General features: G+C 44.3%; 11 protein-coding genes and 2 rRNA genes (1 of these 13 cut by a window edge). 5 read left to right on the forward strand and 8 right to left on the reverse strand.

The genetic code is table 11. The features are described 5' to 3' along the window. From AABA11_RS03660 to AABA11_RS03670, 3 genes are all read left to right on the forward strand, one after another. Positions 1-1,475, forward strand: a 23S ribosomal RNA gene (locus tag AABA11_RS03660) (it extends 1,415 nt beyond the left edge of the window). Between the two features lie 235 nt (positions 1,476-1,710). After that, positions 1,711-1,825 (forward strand): 5S ribosomal RNA (gene rrf, locus AABA11_RS03665). Between the two features lie 406 nt (positions 1,826-2,231). Next, positions 2,232-3,485 (forward strand): MFS transporter, encoded by a 1,254-nt coding sequence (locus AABA11_RS03670; protein WP_265728681.1) that lies wholly within the window; start codon positions 2,232-2,234, stop codon positions 3,483-3,485. Between the two features lie 34 nt (positions 3,486-3,519). Here the strand turns inward: AABA11_RS03670 and AABA11_RS03675 are convergent, their stop codons facing one another. The 6 genes from AABA11_RS03675 to gap form a co-directional block, all read right to left on the reverse strand. Then, positions 3,520-3,993, reverse strand: coding sequence for an Lrp/AsnC family transcriptional regulator (locus AABA11_RS03675; RefSeq protein WP_265728682.1), 474 nt, complete (start codon positions 3,991-3,993; stop codon positions 3,520-3,522). A gap of 262 nt (positions 3,994-4,255) precedes the next feature. Then, on the reverse strand, positions 4,256-5,320 hold the full coding sequence (purK, locus tag AABA11_RS03680) for a 5-(carboxyamino)imidazole ribonucleotide synthase (protein WP_265728683.1): 1,065 nt from the start codon (positions 5,318-5,320) through the stop codon (positions 4,256-4,258). 3 nt (positions 5,321-5,323) lie between these two features. After that, the gene (purE, locus tag AABA11_RS03685; RefSeq protein ID WP_265728684.1) at positions 5,324-5,815 is read right to left on the reverse strand and encodes a 5-(carboxyamino)imidazole ribonucleotide mutase; all 492 of its coding nucleotides are present in this window, start codon (positions 5,813-5,815) and stop codon (positions 5,324-5,326) included. Between the two features lie 202 nt (positions 5,816-6,017). Continuing rightward, on the reverse strand, positions 6,018-6,488 hold the full coding sequence (locus AABA11_RS03690) for a methylglyoxal synthase (RefSeq protein WP_265728685.1): 471 nt from the start codon (positions 6,486-6,488) through the stop codon (positions 6,018-6,020). A 6-nt stretch (positions 6,489-6,494) separates the two neighbouring features. Then, entirely contained in the window at positions 6,495-7,943 is a 1,449-nt protein-coding gene (gene pyk / locus AABA11_RS03695) for a pyruvate kinase (RefSeq protein WP_265728686.1), read from the reverse strand. A gap of 81 nt (positions 7,944-8,024) precedes the next feature. Then, positions 8,025-9,038, reverse strand: coding sequence for a type I glyceraldehyde-3-phosphate dehydrogenase (gene gap, locus AABA11_RS03700; RefSeq protein WP_265728687.1), 1,014 nt, complete (start codon positions 9,036-9,038; stop codon positions 8,025-8,027). Between the two features lie 381 nt (positions 9,039-9,419). Between gap and edd the strand changes: the two genes are divergently transcribed. Further along, positions 9,420-11,234 (forward strand): phosphogluconate dehydratase, encoded by a 1,815-nt coding sequence (gene edd, locus AABA11_RS03705; protein WP_265728688.1) that lies wholly within the window; start codon positions 9,420-9,422, stop codon positions 11,232-11,234. A 241-nt stretch (positions 11,235-11,475) separates the two neighbouring features. Here the strand turns inward: edd and putP are convergent, their stop codons facing one another. Both putP and hexR read right to left on the reverse strand, forming a co-directional pair. Beyond that, on the reverse strand, positions 11,476-12,972 hold the full coding sequence (putP, locus tag AABA11_RS03710) for a sodium/proline symporter PutP (RefSeq protein ID WP_265728690.1): 1,497 nt from the start codon (positions 12,970-12,972) through the stop codon (positions 11,476-11,478). A 350-nt stretch (positions 12,973-13,322) separates the two neighbouring features. Continuing rightward, positions 13,323-14,189 carry a transcriptional regulator HexR gene (gene hexR, locus AABA11_RS03715; RefSeq protein ID WP_265728691.1) on the reverse strand — a complete coding sequence of 289 codons (867 nt, stop codon included), beginning with the start codon at positions 14,187-14,189 and terminating at the stop codon, positions 13,323-13,325. An 89-nt stretch (positions 14,190-14,278) separates the two neighbouring features. Here hexR and AABA11_RS03720 point away from each other — a divergent pair, with 89 nt between their 5' ends. Next, complete coding sequence (locus AABA11_RS03720; protein ID WP_265728692.1) at positions 14,279-15,181, forward strand: phosphotransferase; 903 nt, start codon at positions 14,279-14,281, stop codon at positions 15,179-15,181. The last annotated feature ends 3 nt before the right edge of the window (positions 15,182-15,184 follow it).

Consider the following 15,184-nt stretch of genomic DNA (forward strand, 5'->3'; position numbering starts at 1 on the left):
CGGAGAAGGCTAGGCCAGCACAGCGATGGTTGTCTGTGTTTAAGGCGGTAGGTTTAGGGCTTAGGCAAATCCGGGCCCTTTTAAGACCGAGAACTGATGACGAGCCCTCTTTTGGGCGAAGTGGTTGATGCCATGCTTCCAGGAAAAACTTCTAAGCTTCAGATATGCAGGAACCGTACCCCAAACCGACACAGGTGGTCAGGTAGAGAATACCAAGGCGCTTGAGAGAACTCGGGTGAAGGAACTAGGCAAAATGGTACCGTAACTTCGGGAGAAGGTACGCCGGCCGGTGTGAAGGACTTGCTCCGTAAGCACTAGTCGGTCGAAGATACCAGGTGGCTGCGACTGTTTATTAAAAACACAGCACTCTGCAAACACGAAAGTGGACGTATAGGGTGTGACGCCTGCCCGGTGCTTGAAGGTTAATTGATGGGGTTAGCGCAAGCGAAGCTCTTGATCGAAGCCCAAGTAAACGGCGGCCGTAACTATAACGGTCCTAAGGTAGCGAAATTCCTTGTCGGGTAAGTTCCGACCTGCACGAATGGCGTAACGATGGCCACACTGTCTCCACCCGAGACTCAGTGAAATTGAAATCGCAGTGAAGATGCTGTGTATCCGCGGCTAGACGGAAAGACCCCGTGAACCTTTACTATAGCTTCACAGTGAACTTTGAACCTACTTGTGTAGGATAGGTGGGAGGCTTTGAAGTGCAGACGCCAGTTTGCATGGAGCCACTCTTGAAATACCACCCTGGTATGTTTGAGGTTCTAACTCAGGTCCGTAATCCGGATCGAGGACACTGTGTGGTGGGTAGTTTGACTGGGGCGGTCTCCTCCCAAAGAGTAACGGAGGAGCACGAAGGTGTGCTCAGCATGGTCGGAAATCATGCATAGAGTGTAAAGGCAAAAGCACGCTTAACTGCGAGACAGACACGTCGAGCAGGTACGAAAGTAGGTCTTAGTGATCCGGTGGTTCTGTATGGAAGGGCCATCGCTCAACGGATAAAAGGTACTCCGGGGATAACAGGCTGATACCGCCCAAGAGTTCACATCGACGGCGGTGTTTGGCACCTCGATGTCGGCTCATCACATCCTGGGGCTGAAGCCGGTCCCAAGGGTATGGCTGTTCGCCATTTAAAGTGGTACGCGAGCTGGGTTTAGAACGTCGTGAGACAGTTCGGTCCCTATCTGCCGTGGACGTTTGAGATTTGAGAGGAGCTGCTCCTAGTACGAGAGGACCGGAGTGGACGAACCTCTGGTGTTCCGGTTGTCACGCCAGTGGCATTGCCGGGTAGCTATGTTCGGACGGGATAACCGCTGAAAGCATCTAAGCGGGAAGCCTCCCTTAAGATAAGATCTCACTGGGACATAAGTCCCCTAAAGAGCCGTTCGAGACTAGGACGTTGATAGGTTGGGTGTGTAAGTGCTGTGAGGCATTGAGCTAACCAATACTAATTGCTCGTGAGGCTTGACCATATAACACCAAAGTGGTTTTAGATGAAGAGAGTGAAAGCTCAAGATCATCAAAATGACAAAGACACAGATACGATACAACATCAGCAATGATGAGCATCGGTTTGATACTTGGTTATCACTATTTCAAAATGAATTGTTAAAGATCCAAGCACGTATTCGCGTGTTTTGAGTCAAGCTAACCTTAAAAGGTCAGCGCACAACACAGTGCAGCTCAGAACAAACGCAAAACGAATTGCTTGACGGTCATAGAGGCGTTGAACCACCTGATCCCATCCCGAACTCAGAAGTGAAAAGCGCCATCGCCGATGGTAGTGTGGGAGATCCCATGTGAGAGTAGGTCGTCGTCAAGCTTTAAACAAAGAGAAACCCCATCCTGCTATGCAGGGTGGGGTTTTTTCGTTATGAGGAACCTCCTCACCGTCGCCGAGGGCAGTCCCACGAGGATAAGCATCCCACAAGGGGATAAGCATCCCACAAGGGGATAAGCATCCCACAAGGGGATAAGCATCCCACAAAGGGATAAATACATAGGGCGCTTTATAACAGACAAGCATGTGAAAATAGATCATCATCAAGCTTTATATTTAGAAAGCCCTGATAGGTTATCCTGTCAGGGCTTTTTTTCGTTATGGGCAGTCGGGGTCTTGGACTTTCCATTGGGCTAACATCATGGTCATTTCAAATTGTTAGATTATTAATGACCTAATTTCATGTTTTAGATATAAAATCTAATAACTAAACAGGGGGATTTTTAGCTTGAGCACCAATAGGCATCATAATGAAGAAAAGCAAAAGACGGATAAAAGAAATATCTATAAATTAGTTTTTTCCCAGTTTTTAATTAATTTAGGGGATGTTCTCATTAATCCCAAAGTAACTTTGCCATGGCTGTTGAGTAGTGTTGGTGCTCCGTTATTTCTATTGGGTTGGCTCGTGCCCATTCGGGAGTCTGGGTCACTGTTACCTCAAGTCCTTATTGCTCATTTCATGTATGGTTTAAAAAGAAGAAAGTGGGTGTGGATTCTAGGTAGCATAGTGCAATCTCTCTGTGTGGTTGTAATTGGCATTGCCGCCTTGGTATTAGAGGGTGCAAGTGCTGGCTGGGTAATAGTAGGGACGTTAATCGTATTTAGCATAGCGAGAGGTTTGAACTCTGTTGCATCGAAAGATGTCCTTGGAAAAACAGTTATTAAAAGCAAGCGTGGCAGAGTGACAGGCTGGGCTTCTAGCGCATCTGGATTTATTACTGTGGTTGCTGCATCTGCGATATTGTTTTTTTTCGATCAGCTGCAGGAGAATGTTAACTTTTATATCATTGGAATTGCAGCGGCTACCTTTATTTGGTTGTTTGCAGCCTTGGTTTATTCTTTTATTAAAGAGCCTTTAACTGAGGTTCATGAAAAAGCTTCTAGTTTATCGGCTATTTTGAAAGAGTTTAGATTGTTGAAAAACGACCCTGTTTTTCGTCGATTTGTCATCGCTCGTTCTTTGCTTCTGTGTGCGGCATTAAGTGCCCCTTATTATGTTCTGATCGCTCAAGGGCTTACTAATAGCTCTGTGCTCACTTTGGGCATTTTTGTGTTGGTTAGTGGCTTGGCTTCTTTGTTGTCTTCTCCTTTCTGGGGAATGTTTTCAGATTATTCTAGTCGAAAGGTAATGCTAATTTCATCTCTATTGAGTGCTTGTATAGGTGTTATCTTATTCGCCAGTGTGAGATATGAGTTTAATGCTTCCATAATTGAATGGATTATTCCTATTTTATATTTTTTGCTTAGTGTCGCACATCAGGGCATTCGAATTGGTAGAAAAACGTATTTAATTAATTTAGGTGAAGGGAACAAGCGGACAAGTTATGTGGCTGTCAGTAATACTGTCATTGGGTTTATTTTATTAGTAATGAGTAGTGTGAGCTTACTTAGCTATGCTCTTTCATTTGAAATGTTGGTGATAATATTTTCATCAATTACTTTTGTAGGTGTTGTTATGGTAATGCGTTTACCTGAGACCTGAAGCGACACTTGGTGCCGCTTTATTGTATTTAGGGTTAATTCGGTAAGGGGATTAAGGGCGCGTGTTTTACTCTGTTTAGGACAACAGTGGAAGTAAGATCTCTTACACAGGGATGGTTGGAGAGGGATTCACTTAAAAATACGGAAAGGGAAGGCAAATCCTCACTGATCACTCTTAACCAATAGTCTGCTTCCCCACTGACAGAATAACATTCTAATACTTGCGGAATCGCATCAATAGCTTGTTTGAACTCTTTGTCAGCGTGTTTAACGCTTTTTTCTAGAGTGACGCTGACGAATGCTGTAATTTGAAAACCAAGCTCGCTAGCGTTAAGTTGAGTAAAGTAGGCTTCAATTAGGTTATTCTGTTCTAGTCTTTGTAATCGTCTTGAGCATTGTGATGGCGATAAGTTAACTTGCTCTGAAAGTGCAACGTTACTGAGTCTTGCGTTGCTTTGTAATGCTTTTAATAATCGCCAATCATAGCTATCTAGTTCAATGTGACTCATTCAAGGTTCCTTATTCAGCATCTAGAATATGCTGTTATTTTTATATTAACCACGCCGTTTTTAGCCAGATCAATTAGAATAAGGTGTTTTTTAAAGTAAACAAGTTCAAAAACATTAAATTTGCGTTTTTTTAAACATTTATTTGCACGTTTTGTGCTTTTGATGATGTTTCGAAGAGCGGTTGTTGTGATTCGGCTAAGTTGATACAAAAATGCCGCACATCAAATTGACAGCGGCATTGGCATTCGTCTTGTTAGGCTGCTTACTTCGGTAAATTTTGAGCGAGCCAATCAAGCGCTTCTGGATAAGGTGCTGGTAATTTCAATGCTGCTAGGGCTGTTTGAAGTAATTCCAAATTACCAGAGCAAAAGTTTAGATGACCGACCTTTCTACCTGGACGAACTTCTTTCTTATACCAATACAGCTCAAGATCTTGGATGTTAAGCCATTGGTAATCTAAGTCCACACCAATTAGATTGACCATCATGCTCTGGTTTTTAATTTCAGCTACGGCTAACGGGAGCCCTGTTACAGCTCTTACATGATTTTCAAATTGGCAAACACTCGCGCCTGCTTGTGTCCAATGCCCACTATTATGAACGCGGGGAGCAAGTTCATTGATAAGTAAGTCATCGCCAACACGGAAGCACTCCATTGCCATGACACCTACATAGTCCAATGCATCCATTAGCTTGCTCAGCATGGCTTCCGCTTTATTTTGTAACGGCTTTAGTCTCTCAAGTGGGGAGATAGAAGCGTACAAAATACCATTGATATGAAGGTTAAGTGTTAATGGGTAAAAATGTGTTTCACCATCTCTTCCTCGTACACCGACGATCGACACTTCTTCATCAAAATTAATGGCTTGTTCAGCAATTGCATATCCTTTCCAGTCTTCAGGAATGTCGATATTTTCAGATTGCTTTAACCAATATTGACCTTTGCCATCGTAGCCACCACGACGACGTTTTAATAAGACGCGTTCGCCTAAGGTTTTATGCGCTGTTGTCGCGGTAGAGTCTGCTTCAACTGGAAACCATGGCGCTGTAGCCAATTCTAAACGATCAAGCCATTGCTTTTGCGTTAGTCGGTCAGCAAGTTGTGGGAAGGTAGAAAGGTTCACGAAGTTGTTGTGGGTTGCTAATTGTTTGGTTGCAACGGTTTCAGGCCACTCTTCTCTTTCGGCTGTTACAATATCAGTTGGTTGTAATGCTAATGTGTCCGTTGACTCTATATCAACAGGGCGTACATCAATGCCTAGGGGCGTTCCCGCTTGTTTTAGCATAGCGCCCAATTGTCCTGCTCCCAATACCCATAAAACTGACATTGATTAACCCTCTCTTGGATCTGGGTTCGACAGAACCGTTTCGGTTTGATTGGTTCTGAAGTCTTCGATTTTTTGAGCAAGCTCTGGATTTGTGATTGCTAAGATTTGGCATGCTAATAAACCTGCGTTAAAAGCACCTGCAGTGCCAATTGCTAGGGTTCCAACGGCAACCCCTTTTGGCATTTGTGCAATCGACAACAAGCTGTCCATGCCATTTAGAGCTTTGCTTTGAACCGGAACGCCAAGTACAGGTAGGCGAGTATGAGCCGCAACCATGCCTGGCAAATGTGCAGCACCGCCAGCACCACCGATAATGACTTTAAAACCGTTTTCTACTGCACTTTCAGAAAACTCTGCAAGTTTTGCTGGTGTCCGGTGTGCGGAAACCACTTCAACGTGATAGCTGACACCAAGGATATCCATAATTTCAGCTGCACCTTCCATAGTGGCCCAGTCGCTTTTTGAACCCATTATTAGGGCAACATCTGCTTGCAAAATAACTCTCCTATAGGTGGTATTCAACGTGGTGTTTAGGGGTAGTAGCGCTGAATATAGTCAGTAAATTGGAACTCTTAACGTTCGGCCTATCGTATTTTAAGAGAACAATAATTGGCGGCTAATATAGCCGATTTTGACAGAAACAGCGAGCCTTGAGGTAGGTAGAAGTGTTTGCGCTGCTATGAAAACAAAAGAGCGACTAAAGTCGCTCTTGAAGGTATTTATCGTAATCGGGTACTTGCCGTTCAAATTCACTTTCAAACAATGGAGATGAAACCAGAAAGTTAGCTGAAGAAACACTACAAGCAATCGGAATATTCCAAACTGCAGCGACACGAAGCAGGGCCTTTATATCAGGATCATGAGGCATAGGTTCAAACGGATCCCAGAAAAAAATCAATACATCAATTTTACCTTCGGCAATCAGCCCGCCCAGCTGCTGATCCCCTCCAAGGGGACCGCTGATTAAAGACTGAACGGGAACATTTAATTGCTTGTGCAATAAGTTACCGGTAGTGCCCGTTGCCATTAGATTATGTTTGATGAGTTTGTTTTTGTGCTTATCGGCCCACTCGATCAATGCTGGCTTCATATTGTCATGAGCCACCAGAGCGACATTTTTTCGCTCTGGTGTCGTGATGGTTTTTTGTTGCAAGGTTTTACTTTTCACCGTGATTTATTCCTCGGTTGCACCGACTTTTACCACTTTCATCATGTTGGTTGTGCCATAGCTTACTAAATGGTCGCCTTTGGTCACAATGACAAGGTCGCCATCTTTGATAAGTCTAAGTGATTTAACGTGATCGACTAAACCAGCCACAATCGTATCGACATTGAATTCCTGAGAGGAGAACGCAACAGGCGTAACGCCGCGATAAAGATTCACTTTGTTCAGGGTTGCTTGATTGGGTGATAAAGCATAAATCGGTAATCCAGAACTAATGCGTGACATAAGCAATGGTGTTGTACCAGATTCAGTTAAACTGATGATCGCTTTTACGCCTTCCAAGTGGTTAGCAGCGTACATTGCAGACATGGCGATCGTTTCATCAATGCTCGTGAAAGTCACATCGATACGATGCTTAGAACGATTGATTGCAGGTTGCTTTTCAGCGCCCAAACAAACGCGGTTCATGGTTTTGATTACTTCTTCAGGATACGCACCCGCTGCCGTTTCAGCAGAAAGCATGACCGCATCCGTGCCATCTAGAACAGCGTTGGCGACGTCAAATACTTCTGCGCGAGTTGGCATCGCGCTGGTGATCATCGTTTCCATCATTTGAGTTGCCGTAATGACGGGGCGGTTTAGCTGACGGCAGCGCTTGATCATGTGTTTTTGTACACCGATCAATTCTGCATCACCAATTTCTACACCTAGATCACCACGAGCCACCATAACAGCGTCAGAGGCAAGGATAATGGCATCCAGTGTTTCATTGTCTGCAACAGCTTCTGCACGTTCAACTTTGGATACAATGCCCGCTTTAAGGCCTGCAGCCTCCGCTAATGCACGAGCTTCGTGTAAATCTTCTGCGCTGCGCGGAAATGACACCGCAAGGTAATCAGCGTTTAAGGCTGCGGCAGTTTTAATGTCTTCTCGGTCTTTATCGGTAAGCGCTGCAGCAGATAATCCGCCGCCTTGACGGTTAATGCCTTTGTTGTTGGATAAAGCGCCACCAACAATCACCTTGGTAATCACTTCTTGGCCTTTTACTTCTAGTACTTCAAGAACAACTCGTCCATCATCAAGCAGCAGGACATTTCCTGGTTGAGAGTCTTGAGCTAATTGCGGGTAATCAATACCAACGCGAGTTTCGTCACCGTTGTTTTTGTCAAAGCCGACATCAAGAATAAAAGTGGCGCCATCTATCAGCTCAACCTTTGTATTCTTGAAACGTGCGATACGGATTTTTGGACCTTGTAAGTCACCTAGAATGGCGACGTGACGATTATTCTTTTTCGCCATCTCACGGACCACTTCTGCGCGGTTTATGTGATCTTCTGGTTGACCGTGAGAGAAATTCAAGCGGAAAACGTTAGCGCCAGCTAAAATCAGTTTTTCGATCATTTCTGGTGAGCTGGAAGCGGGACCTAATGTGGCAACAATTTTAGTTCTACGAGTCATTTTAAATACCAAAGATTAGAAAGCGTGAAGTGAAGTATAAGAGACGACGAAGGCTGCGTCAGCAGCCTTCGTGTATTTTGACTATTTCGCAGTCATTAATGCGATTGTATTGTCGAGCATTCGATTCGAGAAGCCCCATTCGTTATCGTACCAAGCCATTACTTTGACTAATTTACCTTGTACACGAGTTTGCGTCGCATCGAAGTTAGACGTATAGGCATTGTGATTAAAGTCTGTAGAAACCAATGGCTCATAGTTTACATGCAACACTTGAGCAAGAATTGGGTCTGCTTTAATCGCGTCTTCAATGATGCCGTTAATCTCTTCAACCGTTGTTTCGCGAGGTGCTAAGAAAGTTAAGTCAACAAGGGATACGTTGATTGTAGGAACTCGAACAGATAAGCCGTCAAACTTGCCAACCAATGCTGGGATAACAAGGCCAACAGCTGCTGCAGCGCCTGTTTTGCTTGGGATCATATTCATCGCAGCAGCGCGGGCACGGTAAAGATCTTCGTGATATACGTCTGACAGGCGCTGATCATTTGTGTATGCGTGAATGGTTGTCATCAAGCCACTTTCAATACCTAACTTTTCGCTTAATGGTTTTGCGAAGGGTGCAAGGCAGTTAGTAGTACAAGAAGCGTTGGAAATCACGGTCATTTCAGAAGTAAGTACATCTTGGTTAACACCGTATACAACAGTGGCGTCCACTTCTTTGCCCGGTGCAGAAATAATCACTTTTTTAGCGCCGGCAGAAATGTGAGCACTGGCTTTTTCTTTTGTAGTAAAAAAGCCGGTGCATTCATAAACAACATCGATGCCTAGTTCAGCCCATGGAAGGTCAGCTGGATTGCGTTCAGAGAAAGTGCGGATTTTGTCTTGATTGATGTAAAGCGCTTCTTCATCAAAGGTGACTTCTTCACTAAAACGACCGTGTACGGTGTCATATTTCGTTAAATGAGCGTTGGTTTTTGAGTCGCCTAGATCATTGATCGCAACAATTTGGATTTGATCACGCTTCCCAGACTCGTATAGGGCTCTAAGCGTATTGCGTCCAATGCGTCCATAACCGTTGATAGCTACTTTAATTGTCATACTCACCTCTAAATAGTGCGAAAGATGCAGGGTGTTCGAATTCGAACATTCCGCGTTCAATATTGTTCTTTGACGTAAAAATACTACATAAGTAATTTTTTAAGCAAGGATTAGTAACAAATTCCTTACAATATGGCTATATTTTGATCAGTAAATGATCTTTGATTGATATTGTACAGATTTATATTACAAACGTTAGCGTATTTTAGCGGAAATAATTGGAATTTCGAATCCTTTATGTAAAAAAATTACAAAATGACGTTATTTTATTCATTTAAATTGCCTTTAAGGCGTGAAATAAATTAAAAATGTAGTAATATTACATAAAATTATCATGTCAGTCTGGTTACTGAGATAACTGAATTAAAAACGGAGAGAAGCATGAATCCGATTGTTGCTAAGGTAACGAACGACATTATTGAGCGAAGCAAGGTACTGCGTGCGCAATACCTTAAAGATATGAAGAAAGCGCAAGAACAAGGTCCGCATCGAGGCAAATTGTCATGCGGTAATCTGGCTCATGGTTTTGCGGCATGCCAACCTCAAGAAAAGCAAAAACTTACATTAATGGAAGAAGCCAACATTGGTATTGTGTCTTCTTACAATGACATGCTTTCTGCGCATCAGCCTTATGAAGCGTATCCAGATCAAATTCGTTCTGCAGTGAAAGAAATGGGCTCTGTTGCGCAGTTTGCAGGCGGCGTTCCCGCTATGTGTGATGGTGTAACACAAGGGCAAGACGGTATGGAGCTGAGCTTATTCAGCCGTGATAATATCGCACAAGGCGCAGCCATTGCTCTTTCTCATAACATGTTTGATGCGGCTATTTATCTTGGTATCTGCGACAAAATTGTACCGGGTCTGTTGATCGCCGCGTTACGCTTTGGCCATTTGCCTGCGCTGTTTATTCCCGCTGGTCCGATGCGTTCTGGAATTACTAATGCCGCCAAGGCGGCTGTTCGCCAGCGTTATGCGCAAGGGCAGGCCACTCGTGAAGAATTACTTGAGGCAGAATCGGCGTCTTACCACAGTGCAGGAACTTGCACCTTTTACGGTACGGCAAATTCCAACCAATTATTGGTTGAGATCATGGGGCTTCAGCTTCCGGGTTCATCTTTTGTCAATCCAGATGATCCATTACGGGGAGCGTTGACAAAATACGCTTCGCAACTGTCTACTAAAATCACGGCTCTTGGCCGAGATTACCGACCTTTATACGAAATAGTGGATGAGCGTAGCATTGTTAACTCAATTGTTGGCTTGTTAGCGACGGGCGGTTCAACCAATCATACGATGCACATTGTGGCTTATGCGCGTTCTGCCGGCATCATTGTGACGTGGGACGATTTTTCTGCGTTATCTAAAGTCGTGCCATCATTGACTAAAATTTACCCGAATGGTCAAGCTGATATTAATCATTTTCACGCCGCCGGTGGTATGGCATTTTTGGTTAAGCAGTTACTAAAAGGAGGGTTGTTGCATGAAGATGTGAATACCATCGTTGGTAAGGGGTTAACGCACTATACCAAAGAGCCTTTCTTAGATGGTGATAACCTAGTATGGCGTGATGGTACGGATGAAAGCTTAGATATGGATGTTGTGCGTCCTATCGACAATCCGTTTAGCAAGGAAGGCGGCTTGGCTTTGCTGAAAGGCAACCTTGGTCGTTCAGTCATTAAAGTTTCTGCAGTGAAGGAAGAAAACCGCATTATCGAAGCGCCGGCCGTTGTTTTCCATAGTCAGAATGCCTTAGCAGATGCCATCGCCAGTGGTGAGTTGAAGCGTGATTGTGTTGCTGTTGTCCGTTTTCAAGGGCCAAAAGCGCTAGGTATGCCAGAGCTTCATAAACTGACACCGTATCTTGGTAACTTACAAGATCAAGGTTACCGAGTGGCATTGGTGACGGATGGTCGTATGTCTGGTGCCTCCGGTAAAGTGCCTGCGGCGATTCATTTGACGCCTGAAGCATTGGCAGGCGGTCTGATCGCTAAAATCCAAGACGGCGATATGGTTCGTTTGGATGCGGTTGAAGGGACGCTATCGGTATTGATTTCAGACGAAGAGCTAAATAATCGCGAAGCGGCGCAGCAAGACTTAACAGATTCCCATCAAGGCATGGGGCGTGAATTATTTAGCGCACAACGCATATTGGTGAGTGGCGCAGAACAGGGCGCTTGTAGCCTATTTAATGATTAAACCTTTCCTCTGACTACTAACAGTTTTGTTAGTAAATGGTGTTTAGGGGCTTGTTTCAAGCCCCATTTTTTTGTCCAAAATTTCCTTTCCTTTCCTTTCCTTTCCTTTCCTGTTTTTTCTGATTTTTCTCGGTGTTTGGTTGTTGTTATTTGTCGTGCTTCTTTTGATTCTGGACTCAAAAAAAGCCCAGATCGAAATTCGATCTGGGCCTTGTGTTCCATCAACTCAAAGGGTCGATGAATTAATCCATTGTATGAAGCGCTTTTTCGTACTCATCAAAAGATTCTGTCACGGATGTTTCAGGTTTTCCTGTCGTCAAGCTAACAACAAAAATGGCAAGCGTTGATAGGATGAAGCCTGGGACGATTTCGTATAGATCGAAAAGGCCGCCACTTAGCTGTTTCCAAACAACCACTGTTACGCCACCGATAATGATGCCCGCCAGTGCGCCATTGCGGTTCATGTTACGCCAGAACAAACTGAGTAGAATGGCTGGACCAAAAGCGGCACCAAAGCCTGCCCAAGCGTATGACACTAGACCAAGTACTGAGCTCTCAGGATTAAGTGCTAGCAATAGAGCGATGATAGAAATCGCAACCACGGCAAAGCGGCCAACATTAACGATTTGTTTCTGAGTAGCTTTTTTATTGAACAGCTGCTTGTAAAAATCTTCAGCTAGTGCAGAAGATGACACCAATAGTTGAGAATCTGCAGTACTCATGATTGCAGCAAGAATGGCCGCTAGTAAGATGCCTGCAACCACAGGGTGGAAGACCGCATTGACTAAGATCATGAAGATTTTTTCGGGGTCTGCTAGGTTGCCGGCAAGATTGCTGTCAACGAAGTTCAAACCAACCAGACCAATCAGCAACGCGCCAATCATGGAAATCATTGTCCATACAACGGCGATACGACGAGCTGTTTTGATGTCTTTGTTTGAACGAGACGCTTTAAAGCGCGCTAGGATGTGTGGTTGACCGAAGTAACCCAATCCCCAAGCAACAAGAGAAACGATGGCAATAGCGCTAAGTGGCTCGCCACTGACATTAGTCCAGATATTCAAAAGCTCTGGGTTCTTGTTCATCAAGGTAGTGGAAAGGTCAGACCAGCCACCATCGATAGCAATAACAGGCACGATGACCAATGCTGCGCTCATCATTAAACCTTGTACAAGGTCCGTCCAAGCAACAGCAAGGAAACCACCGAACAATGTGTAAGACACAACACACACTGTGCCTATGATCACTGCGTAGGTGTAATCTAAACCGAAAACGGTTTCAAACAGTTTGCCACCAGCCACTAAGCCAGAACTTGTGTAGAACAAGAAGAACAGCAAAATGAACAAGGCGGAAATAGTTTGAATTAGCTTAGACTTATCGTTGAAACGTGTGGATAAGAAGTCTGGTAACGTCAGTGCATTGTTTGCTTTGATACTGTAAGTACGTAGGCGTTTTGCACAAATCAGCCAGTTTAACCATGTACCAACCAACAGACCGCCTGCGATCCAAACCGCTTCTAGGCCAGCTGCAAATGCGTAGCCTGGTAGACCGAGCAATAGCCAACCACTCATGTCTGATGCGCCGGCTGAAAGCGCGGTAGGCCAAGGCCCTAAAGAGCGTCCGCCAAGAAAGTAATCTTCAGAGCTGGAAGTACGTTTATAAGCGTATAGCCCAATTCCTAGCATAACGACTAGATAGGCTAGGAATGTAAGGCTGATCGCATAACTGCTTTCTATCATTGTTATTGTCCCCTAGTTAGAAAAAAATTGATGAAAAGACCTTAGATAAATTAGGTCATTTATCGGTGTTCCGAAATGTTGTCACTTTAAAAGTGTTTTCGAGATGGCCATTGATGTCAGAGGTAAAAATTAATCACATGGTAGTAAATAGAATGGATCGTATTTTGACATATCGCAAGACTCGCGCCGATTCTAAGTGGCTAGGGTAAGATAATCTTTCAAAATACTCTGACAAAGTTACAAAAAAATCTTATTTTTGCGTTAAGTCTGCGGATTTTGTTAAATATTTAGGAATTTTCGTGATGCAATGTAAAGAAGCAAGGCGCAATAGCATGCGCCTTGTGGATACGTTATTTCTTTTCTATTTTCGGTAAGCGAGTATCTTGGACACTTTGTTTTAGCTTTTTAAGGTGAGCGTTGAATTCTGGTCCACGCTTTAAAAGCACACCTGTTGCTAATGCGTCAATCAGTGTCAAATAGACAATGCGCGAGCTCATTGGGGTGTAAATATCAGTGTCTTCCGTCTCTTCAATTGGCAGAACAATGGAACAATGTTCAGTCAAAGGAGAATCGGGGTTCGTGATGCCGATAACCGATGCGCCGGTAGCTCTTGCAACCCGTGCGGTTTCAATCAGTGGTAGCGTTCTCCCGGTATAGGAAATCACCACAATAGCGTCACCAGAGTGAGCGCCTGCTGCCGCCATACGCTGTACCAATATGTCGGTATAAGCCACCACTGGCATGTTTAGACGGAAAAATTTATGGTGTGCGTCTTTCGCAACGGGGCCAGATGCGCCCAAACCATAAAATTCAATGCGTCGAGCTTGAGCAAGAACATCAACGGCGCGACTGATTAACGATTCAGGTAAAATTTCCTGAGCGCGCGTTAAATTGTTTTTTGCCGCCTCGAAAATTTTGGCTGTGACCGCTCCTGGCGCATCGTCAGGTTCCACATTCAAGTTCACATAAGGCGTGCCAGTCGCAAGGCTTTGAGCAAGTGAAACCTTAAAGTCCGGAAAACCACTGCCGATTAGACTGCGGCAAAAGCGGTTAACGGTTGGTTCACTCACTTCCGCTCTAGCGGCCAATTTTGCAATACTTGAGTGGATGGTGGTTTTCGGGTCGGCAAGAATCGCTTCCGCAACTTTTCGTTCGGATTTGCTTAATGTGCTCAGTCGTTCTTGGATTTTACGAATAATGTCTTCGTGTTTATTCATTGATCTGCTTCAAAGTTGTCTATTGACTCGGATGGTTCAGTTGTCCATTCTGACAGCGACTTCTAATTCTGGCAATAAAATGATGAAAAATGACTGAATTATCTAAGTATTTCGCAAATATGGCTGGCATTTTACCAGCAACAGAAAAGCTTGAAATCACTTTGTTTGAGGAGGGGTTTTCAAATCAAGTGTACTTGATTCGATGGGATCACGTTTCTCGTTTGGTACTGCGTGTCCCCGTCATTGATAACGGCGTTTTTTACATTAATCGTTGCGAAGAGATCGCCACGTTAAAAAGTGCGGCAACACTTGGTTTGTCGCCTGCCGTGATGTGGCATGATCAAAAAGGGGCGGTGGCTTGCCAATTTGTTTCTCAACCCTCATTGGATTGGTCGATTATCCATAAAAATAGAGACATCCCAAGAATAGCGGGTGCACTGGCAGCGGCTCACCGGTCATTGCCAATCGGAAAACACCAATACGCCGTGTTTGATGTGATTCAACATTACTTGCAAGAAATATTGATCCGTTGTCACTGCGATACTGCGGTGGTGGACGAGTATAATTACCTCTTGACCAAGTTTAACCAATTAACACCGCCGGACGCTGTTTTAGCGACCGCGCTTTGTCATAATGACTTAAATCCCAAAAATATCCTTATGGATGATGAACAGCTATGGCTGATTGACTGGGAATATTCTGGGGCAGGAGATCCATTGTTTGATTTGGCCGTGGTGGTTAAATCCCACAATTTGGATGATCGACAAACCTTGCTGCTTTTAGAGTCGTATCAAAAGGGGTTGGCTCAGCCACAAACCCATGTGGCGCTTCAGGAATATGTTAAAGCCTACGGGTTAAGGGAGATGGCGTGGTTGCTATTAAAGTATGCCGTCAACCCGAATGACGTATTGTCGTTGCAGTATTATTATGAATTTAAAGCCACGCCTTCATTAAACCCTTTCCATTCAGTAGAACCACGGACCACAGCATAAGAG

Origin of the sequence: Marinomonas pontica (assembly GCF_036322735.1) — a bacterium.
GTDB lineage: Bacteria > Pseudomonadota > Gammaproteobacteria > Pseudomonadales > Marinomonadaceae > Marinomonas > Marinomonas pontica.